The organism is Sphingopyxis sp. H115 (genome assembly GCF_001468465.1).
Lineage (GTDB): Bacteria > Pseudomonadota > Alphaproteobacteria > Sphingomonadales > Sphingomonadaceae > Sphingopyxis.
The window spans coordinates 29,793-51,190 of record NZ_LNSA01000012.1 but is presented as its reverse complement, the minus strand read 5'-3'; the positions used below and the strand labels follow the sequence as shown (position 1 = coordinate 51,190).

The 21,398-nt window shown below is 61.1% G+C and carries 20 protein-coding genes and 1 pseudogene; 16 read left to right on the top strand and 5 right to left on the bottom strand.

All coding sequences use genetic code 11. The annotated features are described in order from the left end of the window. The first annotated feature begins 7 nt into the window (after nucleotides 1-7). The 15 genes from ATE71_RS10335 to ATE71_RS10265 all read left to right on the top strand — a co-directional run bounded on the left by ATE71_RS10335 (nucleotide 8) and on the right by ATE71_RS10265 (nucleotide 15,530). A complete protein-coding gene (locus ATE71_RS10335; RefSeq protein ID WP_058803361.1) occupies nucleotides 8-850 on the top strand; it encodes a DsbC family protein in 843 nt (280 codons plus the stop codon). Continuing rightward, on the top strand, nucleotides 847-1,581 hold the full coding sequence (locus ATE71_RS10330) for a hypothetical protein (RefSeq protein WP_058803360.1): 735 nt from the start codon (nucleotides 847-849) through the stop codon (nucleotides 1,579-1,581). Before ATE71_RS10335 ends, ATE71_RS10330 begins: the two co-directional genes overlap by 4 nt. Nucleotides 1,582-1,587: 6 nt before the next feature. Next, nucleotides 1,588-4,161, top strand: a complete 2,574-nt coding sequence (gene traC / locus ATE71_RS10325) for a type IV secretion system protein TraC (RefSeq protein WP_058803359.1) — start codon at nucleotides 1,588-1,590, stop codon at nucleotides 4,159-4,161. Further along, a complete protein-coding gene (locus ATE71_RS10320; protein WP_082660514.1) occupies nucleotides 4,158-4,535 on the top strand; it encodes a hypothetical protein in 378 nt (125 codons plus the stop codon). Before traC ends, ATE71_RS10320 begins: the two co-directional genes overlap by 4 nt. Then, nucleotides 4,532-5,083, top strand: coding sequence for a TrbI F-type domain-containing protein (locus ATE71_RS10315; RefSeq protein ID WP_058803357.1), 552 nt, complete (start codon nucleotides 4,532-4,534; stop codon nucleotides 5,081-5,083). Before ATE71_RS10320 ends, ATE71_RS10315 begins: the two co-directional genes overlap by 4 nt. A 64-nt stretch (nucleotides 5,084-5,147) precedes the next feature. After that, a complete protein-coding gene (locus ATE71_RS10310; protein WP_414892749.1) occupies nucleotides 5,148-5,669 on the top strand; it encodes a S26 family signal peptidase in 522 nt (173 codons plus the stop codon). Further along, nucleotides 5,666-6,328, top strand: coding sequence for a type-F conjugative transfer system protein TraW (gene traW, locus ATE71_RS10305; RefSeq protein WP_058803355.1), 663 nt, complete (start codon nucleotides 5,666-5,668; stop codon nucleotides 6,326-6,328). Before ATE71_RS10310 ends, traW begins: the two co-directional genes overlap by 4 nt. After that, nucleotides 6,325-6,597, top strand: coding sequence for a hypothetical protein (locus tag ATE71_RS10300; protein ID WP_058803354.1), 273 nt, complete (start codon nucleotides 6,325-6,327; stop codon nucleotides 6,595-6,597). The genes traW and ATE71_RS10300 overlap by 4 nt, the downstream gene beginning before the upstream one ends. Then, the gene (traU, locus tag ATE71_RS10295) at nucleotides 6,587-7,627 is read left to right on the top strand and encodes a conjugal transfer pilus assembly protein TraU (RefSeq protein WP_058803353.1); all 1,041 of its coding nucleotides are present in this window, start codon (nucleotides 6,587-6,589) and stop codon (nucleotides 7,625-7,627) included. The genes ATE71_RS10300 and traU overlap by 11 nt, the downstream gene beginning before the upstream one ends. Before the next feature lie 10 nt (nucleotides 7,628-7,637). Then, a complete protein-coding gene (gene trbC / locus ATE71_RS10290) occupies nucleotides 7,638-8,375 on the top strand; it encodes a type-F conjugative transfer system pilin assembly protein TrbC (RefSeq protein ID WP_058803352.1) in 738 nt (245 codons plus the stop codon). Between the two features lie 65 nt (nucleotides 8,376-8,440). Then, nucleotides 8,441-10,108 carry a conjugal transfer protein TraN gene (locus tag ATE71_RS10285; protein WP_058803351.1) on the top strand — a complete coding sequence of 556 codons (1,668 nt, stop codon included), beginning with the start codon at nucleotides 8,441-8,443 and terminating at the stop codon, nucleotides 10,106-10,108. Nucleotides 10,109-10,111: 3 nt separating this feature from the next. After that, on the top strand, nucleotides 10,112-10,489 hold the full coding sequence (locus ATE71_RS10280; RefSeq protein WP_058803350.1) for a hypothetical protein: 378 nt from the start codon (nucleotides 10,112-10,114) through the stop codon (nucleotides 10,487-10,489). Further along, nucleotides 10,486-11,289, top strand: a complete 804-nt coding sequence (locus ATE71_RS10275) for a conjugal transfer protein TraF (RefSeq protein WP_058803385.1) — start codon at nucleotides 10,486-10,488, stop codon at nucleotides 11,287-11,289. The genes ATE71_RS10280 and ATE71_RS10275 overlap by 4 nt, the downstream gene beginning before the upstream one ends. Further along, nucleotides 11,289-12,731, top strand: coding sequence for a conjugal transfer protein TraH (locus ATE71_RS10270; protein WP_054735543.1), 1,443 nt, complete (start codon nucleotides 11,289-11,291; stop codon nucleotides 12,729-12,731). Before ATE71_RS10275 ends, ATE71_RS10270 begins: the two co-directional genes overlap by 1 nt. A gap of 12 nt (nucleotides 12,732-12,743) precedes the next feature. Continuing rightward, nucleotides 12,744-15,530, top strand: coding sequence for a conjugal transfer protein TraG N-terminal domain-containing protein (locus tag ATE71_RS10265; RefSeq protein ID WP_058803349.1), 2,787 nt, complete (start codon nucleotides 12,744-12,746; stop codon nucleotides 15,528-15,530). Between the two features lie 31 nt (nucleotides 15,531-15,561). On the opposite strand, the gene ATE71_RS22110 is transcribed toward ATE71_RS10265, so the two are convergent. Beyond that, nucleotides 15,562-15,786 (bottom strand): hypothetical protein, encoded by a 225-nt coding sequence (locus ATE71_RS22110; protein ID WP_058539808.1) that lies wholly within the window; start codon nucleotides 15,784-15,786, stop codon nucleotides 15,562-15,564. A gap of 176 nt (nucleotides 15,787-15,962) precedes the next feature. Between ATE71_RS22110 and ATE71_RS10260 the strand changes: the two genes are divergently transcribed. After that, nucleotides 15,963-16,748, top strand: a complete 786-nt coding sequence (locus ATE71_RS10260) for a hypothetical protein (RefSeq protein ID WP_058539809.1) — start codon at nucleotides 15,963-15,965, stop codon at nucleotides 16,746-16,748. A gap of 10 nt (nucleotides 16,749-16,758) precedes the next feature. Here ATE71_RS10260 and ATE71_RS10255 read toward each other — a convergent pair whose 3' ends face one another. The 4 genes and pseudogenes from ATE71_RS10255 to ATE71_RS10245 form a co-directional block, all read right to left on the bottom strand. Further along, the gene (locus tag ATE71_RS10255; RefSeq protein WP_058539810.1) at nucleotides 16,759-17,418 is read right to left on the bottom strand and encodes a hypothetical protein; all 660 of its coding nucleotides are present in this window, start codon (nucleotides 17,416-17,418) and stop codon (nucleotides 16,759-16,761) included. 30 nt (nucleotides 17,419-17,448) lie between these two features. Beyond that, nucleotides 17,449-17,658: a hypothetical protein gene (locus ATE71_RS10250; protein ID WP_058539811.1), complete on the bottom strand. Its 210-nt coding sequence runs from the start codon at nucleotides 17,656-17,658 to the stop codon at nucleotides 17,449-17,451. Between the two features lie 462 nt (nucleotides 17,659-18,120). Beyond that, a pseudogene (locus ATE71_RS21690) lies at nucleotides 18,121-18,270 on the bottom strand (transposase); the annotation flags it as partial. A 57-nt stretch (nucleotides 18,271-18,327) separates the two neighbouring features. Next, entirely contained in the window at nucleotides 18,328-21,297 is a 2,970-nt protein-coding gene (locus ATE71_RS10245) for a Tn3 family transposase (protein ID WP_007015734.1), read from the bottom strand. Nucleotides 21,298-21,398: the final 101 nt, after the last annotated feature.

Genomic DNA, 21,398 nt, shown 5'->3' with positions numbered 1-21,398 from the left:
GCCCGTCATGGAATTCAAATGGACCACATGGAAGGTCGCAGGGGCCGCCCTTGCGCTCACTGGCTCCCTCGCCGCAATTGCAGCCGCCGCTCATGCCGCGGCGGCAGACGACGCTGCGACGATCAAGGCAGCGCTGGTCAAACGTCTCCCCAAGACCGAGATCACCACGATCGACTGCGACAAGATCGAGGGCGTTTGCGAAGTTCAGGCACGCCAGAACCTCTTCTACATCGACCGCTCGGCGCGCTATCTCATCATTGGCCGTGTCTACGACATGGAGACCAAGCAGGATCTCACAGCCGCCCGGTTGCTCGAGATGAACCCGGACATGCTGGTCGGCGCGGGGGGCGCTGGGGAGCAAGAGGACGCTGCCGAGCCGACACCGGCACGGCAGGCAGGTGCGGGCGGCGCGCAGCCACTGCCACGTATCGATCCCGCAGCGCTGGCAGCTCTGCCCTCGAGCGGCAGCGTCGTGATGGGCAAGGGTGGCCGGACGCTCACCGTCTTCAGCGATTTCCGGTGCGGGTATTGCAAACGCCTCCACGAAACCCTCGCGACGCTCGACGTCAAGGTCGTTGAGCGCCCGATTTCGGTGCTCGGCACCCGTCCAATCTCCGAGGCGGTCATCTGTGCGACCGACAAGCGCCGCGCGGTGAACGAAGCCTATGATGGAGGCGCGATCACGAGCGGTCGGCGCTGCGACACCTCGGGCCTTGATGCCAATGAGGCCTTTGCGAGGCAACATGGGTTCACCGGCACCCCGGTCATTGTGCGCGACGATGGCGCTGTCCTTCACGGCTTCCGCCCTCGCGAATTCCTCGAAACCTGGCTGAAGGAGAAGGTGTCATGAACACCAAAGGCGCATTGGCAATCGCGGCTGTGACGTTCGGGCTGTCGGCCTGTACGACGCTCGGTACCAACGTCAGCGGCAAGTTTCGCTGCGAGGCTGCAGACGGTATCTGCGCGCCTTCTCTGGTGATCGATGACAGCGCAATTGCGCGGATCGAGGAAACGACCTCGGCGGATCTTCTGAACCCTGCAGGTCCATTCCGGATGGACGACGGGATCTCCGCGCCTGTGCGAGGCCAGTCGCTCGGTTTCGAAGCCCTCGTTGCGCGTTCGTCGCCGAGTTACGAGCTGTCTGTCGTGTTTCCGGGCTACACGGATGCCGCAGGCACAGCCCATGCCCGCATCGCGGTGCCAGTTAAGGCGATGCTCCCGGGCCGGGGCGATGCTCTCGAGACAATTGCGCTACGAGGTGCAAAGCCTGCGCGTGCTCAGGGGCTGTTGGCGGCCGCCGAGAGCGCACCGCAATTCATGGCGATTGCCCCTGGCATCTTGGATGACGGTCAGCCAGGTTCCGTGGGCGCTGAGACTGCCATGGCGTCCAATCTTCCAAAGACCCCAGCGCCGATCCAGCAGGCCCCAGCCCAGCAAGCGGCTTCTCAGCCTGCCAACCCGATCGCTGAGATCGAGGCGAAGGTCTCCGAGCGCCTCGCATCACAGCAGCGATTGCCGAGGCGCGAGGCCGCCTCATTCCCTGCAACGCCCCCTGCAACGCCCCCTGCAACGCCGGAGTAACGCGCCATGCTGCAGGCCTTCACCAACATCATCGATCTGGTAACCGGCGACGCTCGCAAGCCTGAGCAGAACGCTCGGCCTGCCAGCGTGCCAATGCTCTCCCATTTCCTCGGGTATCGCTCGTTCGATGAGGAGAAGCGTATCTTTCATCAGGTCCGCTCGAAGGGTTTCATCATCGAGCTCGCGCCGCTTGTCGGTGCAAACGACCGGGTCAATGATGTGATCGGGTCGCTGTTCTCCGACATTCTTCTGCCCGGCACCAAGTTCTCGGTCACGAACTATTCGAGTCCGCGCGTTGCTGAGAAACTTCAGGCCTGGGCGTTGCCGCGCTACAAGGCTTCGGGGGTTTTCCAGACGCTCGCCCGTCACCGCGTCGACAAGTTGCGCAATGGAGCATGGTCCACTCTTGCGAGCGATGGCCCGTTCTTTGTGCGGAGCTTTCGCGTGCTGCTCGCGGTCGGGATAAGTGACGGTTCGGGCCTTTCGACCGATGACCTCCTTACCATGCGCGAGGGGATCATATCCGCGCTCGATTCCATCGATGTGCCGGTCAAGGAATTCGCGCCAACCGACCTGATCCGCTTCTTCGATGAGATCCTCGCCCCGTCCACTGGCGCTGGCGACGAAGTGCCGGGATACAACCGGTTCGATCCTATCAATGAGCAGTGCATCAGGCGCGATCTCGTCACCCATGTCGGTCGTGACCGCCTTGTGCTTGAGGCACAGTCGTTGCGGCCAACGGGCTCATCAGTCGATGGCGTGCCCGAGTTAAAGGACTTCGTGCCTGAGCGCTTCGATGTGCGCACCATGGCGGTGCGCAATTTTCCGGATCGTTGGGCACCCTGGGACAGCCAGAAGGTGATTGGGGACATCTTCAACCCCAAGCTCTCGCTGCCTTGTCCTGTCTTGCAGACGGCTTGTGGAGTGATCCCCAATCAGGAGTCTTCCGAAGCGAAGGCCGGCTACAAGTTCGTGCGCACCAGCTCGCTTGCGGAAGGCAAGGGCGTGAAGCTTGTGCCCAAGCTGCGTACCGAAGCGGCTGAGTGGCAGTTCGTTGCCGACCGGGTCAAGCAGGGCGAGAAGCTCGTGTCCTGCTACTATGCTGTTACGATCATCGCGCCGAAGGGCCGGGGCGAGCCCTGCGAGCGCACGCTGAAGGCTCTCTACAAGGCGAGCGGGTGGGATCTGATTGACGAGACCCATATCCAGCTTCCCGCCTTCATGGCGCACTTTCCGCTGCTGCTGGCTGACGGGCTCGACAGCGACCTCAAGCGGATGAAGCGCATGCGCACCATGCGGTCGGCGAACCTTGCCGCGATTGCGCCGATCCAGGGCGAATACATCGGTGGCAACATCCCGCACCTGCTCTTCGTAGGTCGCCGGGGGCAGCCGCAATTCTGGTCCCCCTTCCAGAACAGTGCCGGCAACCACAATGTCGCGATCTCCGGCAAGTCCGGCTCGGGCAAGTCGGTGCTGCTGCAGGACCTCACGGCAAGCTTTGCAGGGGTCGGGGCCAAGACCATCGTGATCGATGACGGCCGCAGTTTCGAGCATATGGCCAAGGCGCTGGGCGGGACCTTCACCGAGTTCAAGCTGTCTTCGGGCATTTCGATCAACCCGTTTCGCATGATCGACGAGGCCCTTGCCGAAGGTGACGACGACTATCTGGTCGATTGCCTTGCGATGCTCAAATCCATCGTGTCGCAGATGGCGCGCAACGAGACCCGGCTCAATGACACGGAGCGCGGGCTTATCGACCAGGCGGTCAATCTTGTGTGGGACACCCATGGGCGGGACGGCACCATCGATCACGTGATGCAGGCCCTCAAGGGCCACGAGCATCCCTTCGCTTATGATCTGGCGACCTCGCTGCTGCCGTTCGCGGCCAAGGGAACATACGGGAAGTTCTTCCTTGGCGATGCCAACCTTGATCTGTCGGCCGATCTTACCGTGTTCGAGCTCTCGGACCTTGCGACCCGGGTGGAGCTGCGCGGCGTCGTTCTGACCTCGATCATGTTCATTGCCTCGCAGGTCATGCGCCGGATGGACCGCGCGATCCCGAAACCGCTGATCATCGATGAGGCCTGGCAGATGCTGAAGGGCGGGGCGATGGCCGACTTCGTCGAGACCTATTCGCGCACCTGCCGCAAATATGGCGGCGCGCTGATCACTGCCACGCAGTCGATCCACGATTACTACAAATCCGAAGGCTCGCGGGCCGCCCTCGAAAACTCCGACTGGTTCCTCATCCTCCAGCAGAAGGGCGAAACCATCTCGGATTTTCGCAATTCGGACCGGTTCGAGATGGACAACATGACCGAGGCTTTGCTCCGGTCGCTGAAGCGAAACGGCACCGACTACTCGGACATTTTCATCCGCGGCCCAGAGACTGAATGCGTCGCTCGCCTGGTCCTCGACCGGTTTTCGGGCACGCTCTATTCATCGAGCCCGCACGTCTTCGCTCAGATTGAGGACTATGTGCAGCGTGGCTACCGGATGCCCGATGCCATCGAGGCAGTCGCATTCCCTGAAGAGCATCAGGTGCCTGAATATCTTCCGATGAGGGAGGCTGCAGAATGAGCACGCCTTCTCGTCCCTTGGCACGTCCCCTTGGCCGTTCCCCGATGCGTCACTCGGCCATTGCGCGCCGCAAGAAGGCCGCTCAGGATCTTGTCGTTATTGCCCTTCGGTTCAGCGGTTGGCTTGCCACCAGCGCGCTTGCGACCCTGGGCATCGCCACGCTGTTCTTCCTCGTGCTTGGCGGCTTCACTCTCGATGGCCTGATGCTTCATCTGGACAATCTCGCGTCGCGCTTCGTTGCCGCCGACGCTTCGAGACGCGGCCAGTTCGCGGCCATCAGCTTCGGCGTCATGCTCACGGGCTTTGTGCTGATCGCCTTCTTCCGCCGCGCGAGCCTGATTTCAGCCTTTTCTATTGCCGGAGATGACCAATGACTGACCTTTTCGACCATATGGCGGCGCCTGCCACACCCGCTTCGGCAAAGGCCTCACAGGTCAGACGTCGCAGTCGCTTTGCCGCGCTGTCGGCTCGTGAAATCCTCCTGTTCGCGGGCGCTGCGGCGACCTTTGTCTGGGGGGCCTGGGTGACCAAGAGTGTTGCCGCACAGGGGGCAGGGCAGCAGGAATTCGTCCAGCTTCAGCTGCAGGGCATCATCGGGGATTATCTCCAGGCACAGGCACGCTCGAATGCCGACGAGCAGACTGCTGCGCGGCAGACCGCTGTCTTCATGGCAGCGCTTGATGAGACTGTATCTGGCCTGTCGAAGTCCGGGAAAGTCGTGCTCGTTCATGAGGCGATCGTGGGCGGCGAGGTTCCCGACGTCACGCAGAGCGTGAAGACTGCCGTTTACGCAAAGGTTCCGCGTCCCCAACCCGCCCAAGCGCTTGGCGCCGCTCCCCAGGGTCAGGCGGCCCGCGTTGAACAAGAGATGCAGGCCTTCATGGCTGCCAATCAGGGGCGTCAGCGCGATGGCAAACCCTGATCCGCTCCCTCGTTCGGCTCAACGCAAGGGGTTTGCTCGGCTTTTGTCGGACAGTGAGCCCCCTGTGAAGACAGGTGCGACCAGACGCCTTTCGACCGGTGGCAGGCTTGTGGCGATCGCTGCTGTCTGTCTCGTTGCAGGTGCCCTCAGCGCAGCTTCGAAGTGGAGCGAGAACCACGCGTTGATGATCAACGTGACGGACTCGCTCCCGAACTGGGCGTTCGTGGTCGAGGCCAGGCGTTTTCCGGTGCGCGGGGACTATGTGGTTTTCCATCCCGGTCATGATCCCATTACGGTCAAGTATTTTGGGGCGAAGCCGGCGGCTTTCACCAAGATCGCTCTTGGTCTGCCGGGCGACATGGTGACGCGCATCGGGAATGATGTGCACGTCAACGGCAAGCGTGTGGCGACCATCAAACCGATGACGAAGCGCGGCGATCGTCTTGCCGCTGGCCCGCTCGGGGTTGTGCCGGAAGGCTGCATTTTTGCAGGCACACCGCACAAGGACGGGTTCGACAGCCGCTATGCCCACATCGGTTTTGTGTGCCGCGACCGGCTTGTCGGCACCGGGCAGCCAATCCTGTGAGGGTCGCTTTCTCCTTCCTCGTTGCTGGCGGACTTGCGGTGTCAGCGACGGCTTCGAGCGGCGGGGCAGTGTCTGGGCAAAGCGTCGACCACGGGCAGATGGGCCAGACCTGGCCCATTGCTGAGCCAGATCTCCTGAGCGTTATCAAGGCGCGGCTCGACCATGCGGCTGCGACCGGAAAACTCGATCAGATGAATCGCCAGTTCGCCGAAAAGGTGAAGGCGAGGGTGATGCGACCGGTCCCGGTCTCCGGGATTTCGCCTGCGGAAGAGACCCGGAGCTGGGAGTTCGATCCCTCGATCCGGATCGACAAGGACATCCGCGATCACAAAGGAAACCCGATTGCTGTGGCCGGTCAGCGCGTCAACCCGCTTGCCGCTGCTGGGCTTAGCAAGAAGCTCCTCTTTGTTGATGGAGACGACCCGGCAGAAGTCGAATGGGCGATTAAGCACGGGGGTGATGCGCGCGCCAAGATCATCTTCGTTGATGGCTCTCCCTTCGAGCTCATGAAGGCTCACCAGCGCCGGTTCTACTTTGATCAGGACGGCCGTCTTACCAGCTATTTCGGGATACGCCGGACCCCGGCGCTGGTCGAGCAGCGGGGCGACGTCCTCATAGTCACTGAGCAAGCCATTGCGCGCAAGGGGAGGGGGGCATGAACTCCTGGCGCAATCTGGTTCCGGCGCCTCTTGCTGCGCCCGAAACGCGCGCGCTCAAGGCGGCACGTTTGCGCACGATGACCGGGCTCTTTCTGGTCGCTGCCCTCGTCGTCTCGTTCGGGGCACTTCGGGCGCTAACCGGCATCTTTGCTCTCGCAATGTTCGCAGGCGCTACGACCTTCGCTCTGCTTCAGGGGTTCCTTTGGGTCCGGGCCAAGAACGCGGCGGATGATGCCTGGCTGATGAGGGAGAGAGACGATGCGCTCTAGGCTCCTTGCGCTCCTCCTGGGCTTTGCGTCCCTGTTTATGGCGGCAACCGTGCTGGCCCCTCCGGTTCTGGCTCAGGGTCTTCCGAGCGGGCCTGGCCGGTGCTCAGGCAGTTTCGTCAATCCGGTGACCGATGTGTGCTGGGGCTGCATGTTCCCCTTGTCGCTGGGGTCGCTCAAGATTTGGCCATCATCGCGTACTGACACCGACAATCCGGATCTTCCGATCTGCGCCTGCGGCACGCCGGTGCCGCGCATCGGCCTTGCAATCGGGTTCTGGGAGCCGGTCCGGCTGATTGATGTCTCGACCAAGCCGTGGTGCTTTCCGAACCTTGGCGGCATCAAGCTCGACCCCGGTTTTTCGATCGGTAACGGTTATGCCTCGGATGGCGCGCAGCTAGGGGGCCAGTCCCAGCGCACCGCCAAATACCACGTGCACTATTACATCTACCCGCTTCTCTACTGGCTCGAGGTGGTGACCGATTTCCTCTGTCTCGAGGCGAGCTCGTTCGACGTTGCCTATATGAGCGAGATCGATCCGCTTTGGCAGGACGACGAGCTGGCATCTCTGCTCAATCCCGAGGCCGCCCTTTTCACCTCAGTCATCGCGCAGGCCGCCTGCTCGGCCGATTGCATCTCGGCCAGCGCAAGATTGCCAATGGACGAGCTGTTCTGGTGCTCTGGTTGCCAAGGTTCGATGTATCCGATGAACGGCAATGTTGGTGCCAATATCGGCATCAAGCAGTCAGCGCGGCTCGCGGCCGAGCGCATGGTCTACAAGCTCCACCGTCAGGGTCTCGCCTGGGGCACCAGCGGATCGAAAGCGCTGTGTTCCAAGTACATCATGCCGATCCTCAAGAAGAGCCAGTACCGGATGCAGCAGGTAAATCCGACGCCCATGGTGAGTGGCCGCGAAGCCTGTTCTCCGATTGGAGCGACCACGATCTTGCCCAAATCTGGGCAGGTCTATCCCGTCAAAGGCGAGGATGTCGGCTTCCTCCTCTGGCGCAAACGCAATTGCTGCATGTTGTGAGGTCGCGCCAATGAACCGCAGAGGACTCTTCCCCGCTCTCGCCGCCAGCCTGCTGCTTGGTGTTACAGCCGTCGTTGCCCAGGATTTGACGGACTTCGACCCGAAAGCGATCGAGGCGCGGGCCGATACATTCAAGGCCGACGCCCAGGCGCTCTTCGACTATGCTACCGCTAACGCGCAAACCCAAGGCGAAGAGGCGCAGACGGTTGTCGCGCAAGGCTATGAGGCAGTTGAAGGCCTCGATGTGTCGCAGATCGCCGGCAAGGATGGCCCGGTCGACTTCGACGAAATGGTGGCTGGCGCCAGGGCCGGCATGGCCCGCCCCAAGGGTGCGCCGCTGTTCGTGGCATTCGCCAGCCTGTCGATGCCAGAAGAGGCGCTCGCACAGATGATCGCCGACACGACCAGAGCAGGCGGCGTTGTCGTTTTCCGCGGCTTCTCCACCGGTAATCCGCAGACCTTCATCAGCGGTATCCGCAAGGTTACAGACCAGTCTGGCGCAAGCAACGTGGCAATCGATCCCCGGCTGTTTCGATCCTTCGGCGTCGACCGGGTGCCTACCTATGTGGCTCTAGCGACCGATTTCGAGCCCTGCGATCAGCTCGATTGTGTGACCGCGCCGCCGCCGCATGATCGCATCTCAGGCAATACCAGTGTGGCTTATGTGCTCGAGACCTTCGCCGGGGCCAACGGTCCGGGCGCGCCGGTTGCCCGTCTCGCCCTTGCCAATCTGAGGGGGAAGAGGTGAATGGCCTGCGCATCCTTGCGGTCTCCCTTGCGCTTGCGGCTTGCGGTCATCTTGCTCACGCTCAGATGGCGGCCAGTGATGCTAGGGTAGAAGGCGAAGCAATCGCAAAGGGTGTCCGTGACACCACGTCTTCGGACATCCTTGGCAATGGTTCGGCGGCAAACGTGCCCGGCTTCCAGGGTACGGATATTCCAGCGCGTGATTATGTCGACGATCCTGTCGGATTGACAGCGGCGGGTGAAGCGCAGCGGTATCAGAATGAGTACCGTGTGATCGTCGATCCCTACAGGACCCGTTTCGATCCGGGGACTGTCGACCTGTCTGCCGGTCGCCTGATTGAAGCTGACCCCGACGCCTATCTCGGCGCTGGTGGTGGGCCTGGAGGAGCAGCGGGAGCCTGCAACCCCTTACCTCCGGGAGGCACTGGCACCACGACTTATCTTGAAAGCTGCAACGCCGGCTCGCAGCCCTTTGCGGAGGCGCGCAACTGCAATGCGCCGCTGCAGATCCAGACCGAGGGACGACGCACCTGGGAGTACGTCTGCGAAACCGAAGCGTTTGCTGATCGCAATGAGATGTGTCCGATGCTTGCGCAAGCACCGGACTCCAGCTCTTGCACTCTCGAGCGCACCGTTCGGGTAGGGCAAAGGTGCCTGCAGTGGGTGGAAGAGGAATTTGGTCGCAGGTGGTGTGCTGAGCCGGGTGAGCCGTTCTTCCGCCAGTTCTGGCAATGCCCCTCTCGGCTAAGCGGCGTACCCGGCGGGATTGAACGCAATACCTCGCGGATCGTCGGCGAGACCATTGACGAGGCCGCCTGCCAGAGCGCCACGAATGGTGCCACCTGCACGCTAGCGAGCGAGGTCTGCACTGCGCCTGGAGAGACGCGGGTCATCAATGGTCTTTCGGTGACGCGCAGCTGCTGGGAGTGGCAGCGCACCTATCAGTGTGAAGGGGTGGCTCCTGCCAATGACTGTGGTGCCCTTGAGGCGCGTGGGGATTGCAGGTTCAGCCATGATGAGTGCCTGAGTTTTGACGCGGATGGTGTGACCTGCAACGTCCATGATCGCTGGTACCAGTGCGCCATTCCCGGCGCGGGATCGCCGCCGCCGCCCGCCTATGTCTGTGCAGGCGATCTCTATTGCATCAATGGGGAATGCACTCAGGTCGAGCGCGAGGCATCACCTGAGTTCAAGGACGCCATGGTGGCCATGAACGTCATGGGCGAGCTGCGGGACGGGTTTGATCCTGACCGGTTGAAGATCTTCAGTGGCGAGCATTTGCGCTGCACCCGAAAGGTTTTCGGGTTGTCGAACTGCTGCAGCGGCAAGGGCGTGCCGCTTCTCACGCCGTTCCTGTGCGACCGCGAGGACCGTGAGGTAGACAAGCGGGATGACGAAGGTCTGTGCCGCTTTATCGGGACCTATTGCTCAGCCCGCGTGCTCGGCGTCTGCGTGACCCGCAAGCAGTCGTACTGCTGCTATGGCAGTAAGCTCGTCCGTATTCTCAATGAACAGGGCAAGGCGCAACTTGGGATGCGGTGGGGGACGCCGCAGCGCCCTGACTGCGAAGGTTTCCTGATTGCCCAATTCCAGCAGCTTGACTTGAGCCGCATGGATTTCCGGGAAGTTTATGCCGAGTTCGTTGATGCGGCAAAGCTGCCTGACGAGATCGATATGTCGATCCAGATCCAGCAGAAAATTCAGAACTACTACAACACGAACGGTGGGACCTGACCCATGAGCAGCGCCGATATTCTTGCCTTCCCGCATAGCGAGCCGTTTCCGCCAGCGCAGGTGCTCGATCTCGCGGTCAGCGTCGCCATCGGCCGCGATCTGGCGCGCAGCGAGACCGAGATGTTCGCGCTCATCAAAGACTGGTTCTTGCGGCCTGCGACGGTCGGTGAGCTCGCAGCATCGATCAAGCGTCTTCTTGATTGCGGCTCGATCACTCGGGTGAGCGATGGCGAGTTCGACTTTTGCCTCACGCCGGCAGGTGTGGAGGCGACCACCACCCTGTCGGGGGGAATGATCCGGATGATCGACCGGGGCCGCGGTTACTTCAAGACCGCCTTCCTCTTGCAGATGCTCGACCTTGAAAAAGGAAAATGCCCATGACGAGACTAGCGCTCCTGAGCCTTGCGGCGGCCCTCGGGGCCGCGGCTGTTCCCTTGCTGGCCCAGCCACCGGCTGATGCCAATCGCGATGCGTTCTACTGCGACGAGCGCAAGCTTGGGAGCTGGTTTTACTGCAACTCCGAGGAGGCCAAGCGCAGGGCACGCGAGCAGGCAATGCCTGCATCGCCTGCCATTCCTGCGACTGAGCGCATGGCCCAGATTACGGCGAAGCTCGATGAGCTCAAGGCACGTGCCATTCTCGAGCCAACGTCCGAAAACATCGTCAGCTATATCCGGTTTCAGCGTGAGCAGCTCGACCGTGCTTCGACATTCGCGGATGTGTGGGGCCGCTCGATCTGGCAGAACCCCGATCTCGACTATACGCTCGAACGACCCGTCTCGACCCTCGCAAAGCAGACTTGGGCGGAGGATCGCAAAGCCCAGCGTGAGGGCTCGATGGCGGCGCTTACCGAGCGCTACGGGGTCTTCTATTTCTACTCCTCATCCTGCTCGGCTTGCCGAACCTTTTCGCCGGTAATGCGGGCGCTGTCCGACACCTATGGGCTCGAGGTTCTCGCGGTCTCGATGGATGGCGGACCCAACGAAGCGTTCCCCAATTATGTCGTCGATAGCGGCCAGTACCAGCGCATGGGTCTGCAGGGCGGAGCTGTGCCGGCGCTGGTCCTTTTCGACACCCAGACACGCAAGCCGATTCCGATCGGCTACGGCGTGATGGCGGCCGACGATGTGATGCAGCGCATTTTCTACCTCACCCAGATTGAGCCCGGGAGTGACTACTGATGGCACGCCAGACCAAGCGCGGCTTTGCCGCCCGCCTCTTCCGCTCTTCGGGGACGGCCCTTGCCGTGCTTGCCGCTGCGAGTTTTGCGGCAGCCCCGGTCAGTGCCAATGTCGGGTCGGAGCTCAATAGCTTCTTTGACGACATGGGCGCTGCCGCCAATGCCACCGGCCCCGTCGCCTATCAGGGCCAGTCGGCAGGCTATTACTCGGGTGGCAACATCTGGACCCGTTTTCCGCAAAAGAACGTGAACCCGGTCAATCTGCAGCTGCCGGGGGTCAAAGCTGGATGCGGGGGCATCGACGTCTTCTCCGGCAGCTTCTCCTTCATCAACACCGACGAAATAGTGGCCATGCTGAAAGCGACTGCCAACAACGCGCTGGGCTTTGCCTTCCAGCTCGCAATCAAGTCAATCAGCCCGCAGATCGCCTCGACCATCGAGGAAATGGCACAGAAGGTTCAGCAGATGAACCAATTCAACATGAACAGCTGCGAAGTGGCGCAGAACCTCGTCGGCGGCTTGTGGGGCAAGTCCGATCGGATGTCCTCGGAGATTTGCAAGTCGGTCGGCAACAGCCAGGGGTTGTTCTCCGATTGGGCCAAGAGCCGCCATGAATGCGGGACAGGGGGGCAGCGTGCCTCGACGATCGCGGCCAACAGCGATCCCGACATTCCTGCACAGAGTTACAACTTCACGTGGGAGATGCTCAAGCAAAGCTACCCCAGTTTCTCGACCGAGTTTCGTGAGTACCTCATGACCTTCGTCGGAACGGTGATCTTCTACCAGGATGGCGATGCCAGTGGCAAACGCGGGTTCCAGTTCGTGGGGCAGGGCGACCGCGCCCTTCTGACCGCGCTTCTGGACGGTACCAGCTCGGTCACGATGCTGAATTGCGATACCAACGACAAGTGCCTCAACCCGACCACGCAGGCCATGTCGATTTCGGCGTCACAGGCGTTGAAACCCAGGGTCCGGGCGATGATCGAGAGCATGAACGCGAAGGTTCGCAGCAATGCCGCGCTCACCAGTGACGAAATCGGCTTGCTCGGGGCGACCACCATTCCACTCTACAAGATCATGACGGTCAACGCTGCCGCAACCCTCGGGGGCATGACCAGCAACGACATGAATGACCTCGCCGAAATCGTGGCGATGGATCTGCTCGATGCGCTTGCGCAGCAATATTATGGCTATGCCTCGCGCGGGGTAGGGACCTTCCAGAATGCCAATGAGGAAGCTCTTTCGCAGTGGCGCGATCAGATCAATTCGGTCCGACAGGTGCTCGACACATACTCGCAAGGCATGAAGCTGCGCCTCGACCGGACCCAGCATGTCGTTCAGCGCGCGGTGTTCCTCGAGGGCACGCTCAGGAACAATCTGTCGCCGCAGATGTCGGCCGCGCTGTCATTCAGCACGTCGCTTTCGCGCCAGGGCATCCAGTAGGGACCGCGTGCCATGATGGAGATATTCACGATCGGCGGGGGCGAATACATCGTCAATGTCTTCAACGCGGTATCCGCTTGGACAGGGGGAGGGGGCTTTCGCTCGCTGCTGCGCGTCGTGATGGTCATGGGCTTGATTTACACGCTGCTAGTGGTGGCGTTCAGCCTCAACTGGCGTGCCTGGTTCAACTGGTTTCTGGGGGCCACGCTCATGTACGGTGCCCTCATCGTACCCACGATGACGGTGAGGGTTACCGACCGCCTCAATCCATCCCTGGCACCCGCTACGGTCGCAAACGTCCCTCTGGGACTGGCAATGATAGCCTCGGTCAGTTCGACTGCTGGTGATTGGCTCACGCGCACGGCTGAGACGGTTTTCGTGATGCCAGGTTCGCTCCAAATGTCGAGCAACGGCATGATCTACGGCGCGCGCCTGTGGGACCGCACCCAGGACTTCCGGATCCGCGATCCCCGCATCAGCGCCAATCTTGAAGAGTACATGAAGCAGTGCCTCTTCTACGACATTCTGCTCGGCTTCAAATCTTTCGATACGATCGCGAACTCCAACGATATCCTGACGGAGATGGGGCCGGGATCGCCCGCGCGAGGGATGAAGTTCGTGCCCGAAAGCGGCCCTCCTACCATCGTCACGTGTCAGGCCGGTTATACGGCGATCGCCACCGGCGTTACGACCTATTCCGACACGGCACTGGAGGAAGAAGGTCGCAAGATTTTCCCGGGGTTAACCCCAGCGCTCGCGCGCTCGAAGCTGATTGCGGACCTTCCGATTGTCGCCAACCATTTCCATGGCAGTTCGCAGTCCGCGCAGCAGATTTTCCAACAGCGCTCGCTCGTCAACGCTTTCCTTCAGGCGCGCGCCAACCTTGGTGCGGCCGATGGTGACACCTTCGCGGTCCTGCGTGCCGAGGAGCAGGCGCGCAATACCTATACGTCGATAGCGGAGCAGGCCATGACATGGGTCCCGCTCCTCAACATCGTGCTGACGGTCGTCTTCTATGCGATGTTCCCGGTGATCTTCCCGCTCTTTCTCATCCCGCGCAGTGGGACGCCTGCGCTGAAGGGATACTTTACCGGCTTCTTCTACCTTGCCGCCTGGGGACCGCTCTACGTGGTCCTGCACATGTTCATCATGGACCGGACGGCTGATGCGATGAACGCGACCTCGCCGGGCGGGGTGACGATGGCCGGGATGGCAGGAATCGATGCCGTCAACACGGATACGGCAACGATTGCTGGCTTCCTGATGATGTCGATTCCGTTTCTGGCTGCAGGCATGGCCAAAGGCGCGATGGCGGTGTCGTCTCAGGCAACTTCGATGTTGGCACCTGCCCAGTCTGCGGCCGAGGCCGCAGCGGTGGAGCGCACGACCGGAAACTACGCTTACGGCAACGAGAGCTACATGAACCTCTCGAGCTCCAACCGGCAGTCTGACCAGTGGAATACGGCGCCGTCGTTCTCCGGGGGCGCGCCGATCATGTCGAGCGTAGGTGCGAATGCCGCGATAACCCGAACAACATCAGATGGGTCGACGATTTACGATACCTCACCTGCGATGAGCCGCCTCGCGTTTGCATCTTCTGTCAGCCAATTCGCGAATGCTGAGCGTCAGCAGACGCTGTCCGAGCTGGAGACTGCGCGCAATACGCTGAGCGAAGAGCGCTCCCGCGCGCTATCGTTGGCTGATCGAACTTCGAGCCGGCAAACAACCGGCACCCGCAATTCCAGCGGCTCCGAGAGTTCTGCAGGGTTCCGGTCGGGCGAGAACCTTCAGCGGTTTGACAACCAGTCGCTTGATGCACGCGACACGGTCTCGGAGAGCGATCGTGTGAGTTCCTCGCAGGGAGCCCAGCAAAGCAATACGGATCGTCTCGAAACAACCAAGGGTGGCTCGCTGAGCGTTGGTGGTTCAGCGGGCCGCGGCGGTAATCGCGCTGCAAATGGCGAGGGCGGAAGCGGGGCGAATGGTGCCATTGGCGGCAACGTTCAAGCGGGAATTAGTGGCGGCCGTTCGCGGCTAGATTCGGTCACCCGAGGAACTGAAGCCAACCAGAGCCAAGGCTTCGACTCATCGACATCTGAAAATCGTTCAAATGGATCCAACGCAACGCAGGACAGCGGCAGCTATTCGCAGAGCGGCAGCTTCAGCCGGAGCGAAGGGTACTCGGAAAAGGCCTTTTCCCGTGAACAGGCTCTTGAGGACGTTCGGCGGATTGATAAGCGCATTGCGGCGATCGACGAGGTCTCGAAATCCCTCAGCAGCAACACCTCAAGTAGGGATGGCTATGGGTCCAATCTCTCCTTTGACCTCAGCCAGATTATCGCAAGCCGGTACCAGGAAAAGGCTGGTGAACTGGGTCTGACGGCACCGAGTCTGGCCCGTACTGATCTTAGCCCCCAGGAGCAGGCGACTGCTGAAGTGGTCGCTCGGGCGATAATCTCCGACTATTACGATCAGCGGGTGGCGCCGTTCAGCGATCTGATACCAGAATCTGGTTCGCTTGTGGGCAATGTCTCAGGTCCGGGCTCATTTACCGAAGCAGACTTACGCGGACAGGGTCCCCGTCGTTCAGCCGGGTCACCGCGCAATCTTGTCGAGGGGGCGTCAGACAGCGCGATCGGCAATCGAATTGAGGAAGGCGGTCAGTCTCTCGGACAGCGTTATGAGACCAATGTCACGCGATCCGGCCAGCGCCGTCAGGATTTTCAGCAGGATCGCAAAGGCGAGGACGGTGCCGACGATCGCTTCAATGAGCGCTTCTATGATCGTGATCAGCGGTGACCTTTTAAACCCAACCGCTATTCCGGAAAGGCTACCAGCTAAGGACGGCCACGATGAGGAAGGCAATCGAAAGAGCCAGTGCAATCAGCGAACCACCCTTCGAAGGCTTCCCTCCGTAGGTGAGATACTCTTCCGGGCTCTTAGGGTTGCCGAAACGGCCAGGGAGATCAGTTGGGGATGCGCCGCGTGAGATATCGCCAGTGACGACAGCATAAGTGATCGGATCCATGTTCGATCTGTTGTTGAAATCGTCCATCGGGGTTCTCCTAGCCTTTCCGTAGCGTTTTTACGCCAAAAAGACAATCATAGGATCAACGCTGCGAGGGGTTAGGAGTCGATTGCCGATTCGATTTGTATCAGCGATTGCGTGGGGTGCCAGAATCATACCAGAAGGGGAGCGGTTGCGCTGAATTCAAGCGAGCCGTTGAGAGCATGTTATCGAAGACTGACGCGACCTATCTCGATCTTCGAGAGCGCATTCTATTTGGCGAGCTCAAGGCTGGAGCACCGTACTCTGCCCAGGACATGGCTGCCTACTACGGGCTTCATATCAATATGGCGCGCAGGCTGCTGGTCGCCTTGAAGGTCGGCGGCTATCTTACCCGCTCGGGCACGTCCTATGTCATCTCAACATTCTCGCAGAGCCAAGTTGAGGAATGGCGCCTTTCGTTGGGCGCAATCGTCGAGATCGGAGCAGTACGGTTGGCGCAGTCCGGGGGTGGAACTCTTGGCCCGCTTGCGGCATTCATCGACGAACGCATTCGAAACGTCCCTGTGAAACACGAGGATTTTTTTCTTGGTGCCATGGGGCTGACGCATATCGTCCTGGGTGGCAAGGAAAGCACCCTTGCCAACCTTGTCTCGCAATTCATCCCCCAGGCGTTTTTCCGCCTCCTTTGGATGGCAGATTCTTATGCTGTCCGCACAGGATTTCTAGTGGAGGCGAGCGACCAGTTTCTTGGATCTGCCAGGTCAGGCGACCTTGCGGGCGTTCGCGCAGCTAGCCGGATCTTCTTCGATGGCATCGCCCCTTCGCTCCAGACGCTCATCGAAAAGATGGGCGAGGGCATCTATCCGGTCAACGACCGCCAGGATGGGTTTCAGACGATCGAGGACAACATAGCCGGGTATCCAACCTATGCGGGCAGCTCCCGCACATTCACGCCGATTATAGAGCCTTTGGAAGAGGTCGGTCAGGTAGCCCTGCCGCTTTGCTGAGTGAGGCCTCCTACGCGATCACGGGCTCTCTCGGGTGGAGCCGCATGGCGACAGCTTCGGCTGCACAGTCCCGCGGTTCGGGCGTCCCGATGAGGTCCACAATGACATTAGCTGAACGTTTCATGCCCTCGAGGTCGGCAGCCTCAAGTCGAGCCGCAACTGCATAGGCGACCGCCAAACTGGCGTGTTTGACGTAATCTTCCATGAGGCGAAGCTCGCCGGTGGCGCTGACGATCGCCAGCATCATCCTGTTATGAGCAAGGCTCGTCCCAATCGTGTCCCCGCCATCCGCTTCTTCGAGGAAGTTCTCAGCCAAGGCGCGGATAACAGGTAGTGCCGGCGCGCAGTCCATGGACGACAGCCTGATGATTGCCGCGGCTTCGATTGCCGCTAGTTCGGCTATCTTATCATCGAGTTGCTTGCCGCTGGGCTGGTACCATTTGAAACGGGCCCAGTCCGTCTTAATGAAACCGGTGCTCCGCAGTTCCGCAAATGCGGCGGCACCCCAGTCTGCGTCCATTCCCACGATCGCGGCAAGCGAAGCTGGGTCAGTGCCCTCATATCCGAACTTGGAACTGATGCTGCAGCGCCGAATTTGCTCCATGCACGCGTCAGGGCTGATCGCCATCCGCTTGGCAGCTTCCTGGTAGAGCTCAATCCGTTTCGCCATGCGGCAATAGTAGCATGACGGCAATTCTCATCAATCGGCCTTTGGCCAATCGCCTCCGTGTACCTCACGCTCGTATTTCGAAATACGCTTCCATGCGATGGCGATTTCGTCAAATCCATCGTTCGAGAACAAGCGTTCGCACAGGCGGTCGATTTCGTGCGGGTCGTTAGGCAAGCTCTCGTCCTCACGGTACTTTGCGACCGCGTCCATTACTTTCAGAGCGTCGTCGTAGTTTGCCATTCGGTGCTCGTTTCGACCCTGTGATCGGTCGCATTGCTGTGGACCGTATGTCAAGACTGTATCACTAACTATCAAGGGTTTGCCGGTTGTTCGATTGGGCGCATTGCCGGTTGCATTGGCGTCGAGGCAAGCCTGTCGCGTGAAAGCGTTAGACTGCGCTGCGTTGGGTCGCGCTCAGCATCAAAACCCTTGAGTCGGTATGGCGCTCCTCTGCGAGGCGGACCGCCGCAAATCTTATGACCATACATTCCCCAAGTGGCATGCCGTCTGACGTGAGCTTCGCCTGAATCCGACCGCAGGACAATCATTTTCCGTCCCGAGCGGCGTCGTCGGGCGCGCAAGGCGCTGAGACAGGGCAGATCGGCCCGCGAAGCCGCCGTGTTGTGCCCTGGTGGCGGTGTTTTTCAGCGCAGCGGACAGACCCATCCTGCCGTTTTCGTTCAGTTTGGGCGTGGATGGCGGTCATGCGCATAGCGGAGGCGCTCGCAATCGGCGGATGGCGGCGAGGATGGCGCGGACCATCGGACCGGTGACGGCCACCTCGGCCAGCTGGAAGGTGATGGCGCGGGCATGGCGGACGACACGTGCCCCGATCTTGATCAGCTTCAGTTGAGGGCATAGCGTGGATGGTACGCTAAACAACGCTAAGGGCGAACAATCAGCGAACGCTTATGCGACGCGGCTATCCGGCGGGAGATTGAGGGCCTTGCGGCCAGCGGAAGCGGCTGCGCGATCCCAGAGGAAATCGCCGGAGAAGGCAATATGCTCCCAACCCACGGGGGACGTATGGGCGAGCAGATAATCAGGCACCGCGACCGAGGTTGATCGTAGATGCTGGGCGGCAGCATCCATGTAGATCGTGTTCCAGTAGACGATCGCGGCGATGACTAGATTGAGGCCGGATGCCCGATATTGTTGCGCCTCATGGCTGCGGTCGATGATCCGGCCTTGGCGGAAGGTGTAGATTGCCTGCGTCAGGGCATGGCGTTGTTCGCTGTTGTTGAGACCAGCATGGCATCGCTGGCGCAGATCGGGATTTTCCAGCCAGTCCAGCATGAACAGGGTTCGCTCGATCTTGCCGATTTCCTGTAGCGCGACGTCGAGTTGGTTCTGCCGTTCGTACGCGGCGAGCTTTCGCAGCATGACCGATGGCGCGACATGGCCGGCCTTGATCGAGCCGACGAGGCGCAGCACGTCATCCCATTGTTCAGCGATGATGTCGGTGCGGATACGCTTGCCCATTAGCGGGGCGATGGCCGGATAGGCCTTAACCGGCGCGATCGGCGCGAGGCGCCGGTCTGGAAAGTCGCGCAGGCGCGGGCAGAAGCGAAATCCCAGCATCGCGCACAGGGCGAAGACATGATCGGTCGCCCCGCCAGTGTCGGTGTAATGCTCGACGATTTTCAGATCGGTGCCGTGGCTGGTGAGGCCGTCGAGAACATAGGGTGCCTCATGCGTCGCGGCAGAGATCACGTTGACGTGGTAAGGCGCACGCTGGTCGGAAACATGAGTGTAGAAGCTGAAGCCATGATCGACGCCATAGCGGGCGTTGATATCGCCGCCCGATGCACCGCGCTTCGCGCCCCTGAAGAACTGGCCATCGGAACTGGACGTTGTGCCGTCGCCCCATACGCGCGAGAATGGCAGGCGGTGATGCGCGTTGATGAGCACGGCCAGCGCCGCGCAGTAGCTGTCGTCGCGGATATAGGCGTCATGGGTCCACAGGAGCTGGTCGCGCGTCACGCCCTGGCTCGCGGCAGCCATGCGCGACAGGCCGAGATTGGTGGCATCCGCAAGGATGGTGGCGAGCAGCGCGTTTTCGTTGGGGCACGCTTCGCCGGTGCGCAGGTTCGTGAATGCAGCAAGAAAGCCGGTTTCCTGCGCCACTTCATGCAGCAGCTCGGTGATGCGGATGCGGGGCATCATCGCATCGAGCCGGTCAGCCAGCGCTTCGGCATCGGGCATCGCGATCGTGCGAACCGGGGATATCTGGAGGCGGCCGTCGCGGAACCGCACACCCTCCAGAGCGTCGCGCTTCAGGCGCTGGGCAAATTTCTTCAGTCGCCAGTCCAGTTCGCGGCCCCGTTGTTCGAGCCATTCGCTGGCTGTGGGTGGCAGACCAAGAGCCGACACGATTGGCTTCGCCTTCGGTTCGCTGAGCAGGTAGCTGTCGAACTGGCGGTATCCCGCCGATCGCTCCACCCAGACATCCCCCGAACGCAACTTGTTGCGCAGATGCGCGATCGTTGCGATTTCCCAGAGCCGCCGGTTGATCTTGCCGTTATCGCCAACGACGATTTTTCGCCATTCTTTACGGAAGGGCATCGGAGCGTCGGTAGGAAGATCGCGTTTGCCCGACCTGTTGAGGTCGCGCAGCATTTCGATGGCAGCGATCGTTTTCGCACTGCCCTTTCCGGCCCTGAACTGGAGCGTCTCAAGCAGGTCGGGGGCGAACTTGCGTAACGTCGCATAGCGGTCGGCCGCGACCGTCAGCGGATCGAGGTTGGCGGTTTCCGCGATGCTCGCCACTTCCGGCCTCGCCTTCATCAGGGTGTTCCACCCGACCGATGCGTCCAGGACCTCAATTGGATCTTCGCCAGTATCGACCGCATCGGTCAGCGCATCGATCGTTCTGCGAAAGATCAGCATCAGCCGCGCCACGTTCTTCGATGTGGCGGCATAGCTACGCGCCTGGGCATTCTTCGCGCGGGTGAAGATGCTGCCGATCAGCTTGTCCGCCATCTCCAGAGCGCTGTCGGTCAGCTGCTCTTCAAGATCGAGCAGGAAGGCAACCAGCGTGGCGCGCCGCCGGGAGGGAACGTATCGCTCGATCATATAGGCAGGCGATGCACGGCCTTCCCGGACATATTGCCGGAAGCGGTCCGCGTGGATGCGGCCAGCCACGTCCGGGGAGATGCCGATCTTCCGCACTTGCCGCAGGCGGTCGAGAATCTGGCGGATATGATCGGGCCTTGCCGCGATGGGAATGGTCTTGAGCGAAGCGAGCTGGCTCATGCCCCCGGCGTCGTCAAAGAGCTGGTCGAGGGCGTGGACCTGTTCAGCGCTGAGATCGTCGATCAGGGCATAGGCGGCTTGCTTGCGGGCACGCGCGCGCCCCGCGCTGCTGGCACGCTCGATGGTGGAGATGGACGGCAGCAGAATCCGGGCCTCACGAAGGGCGGTGACAACACCGGTCGCTATCGTCATCCCCTTGTCGGTCGCCCATGCCGTTTTCGTGGCCGCTTCGATCATGAACGGAATATCGGCACGCGTCGGCCCTCGCAGTCCCAAGCGCGCGGCTAGCTCGCGAGCATGGTCCGTCATGGTCTGGTCCCTCGCCGCATAGTCAGCCAGATCCGTGACGCGCAGGCCAAGCTGTTCTGCGACGAAGGCGGCGAGATCATGGGGCATCGCTCCCCTGTTCTGTATCAACTGCGCCAGTGTGATGCCCGGGTGGCGCAAGAGCGCGAGTTGCAGCGCGACGCCCAACTGGTTCCGTCGTTCCCGTCGCGCGCCGATGATCTCGATGTCCGCAGGCTCGAAGGTGTAGAGCCGAGCCAAGTGGTCGCGATCGGTCGGGATGGCAAGGATCTGATTGCGCTCGCTCTCGGTCAGGAGTTGATGCTTGCGCTTCGTCATGCCGATTCCCGTCCACAAAAGGTCAACTGCGCCTATGGACAGCCATGAGTAAAGAGACATAGTATGTGGACGGCTATGGGCGGGGTGAAGCGGTCGCCCTT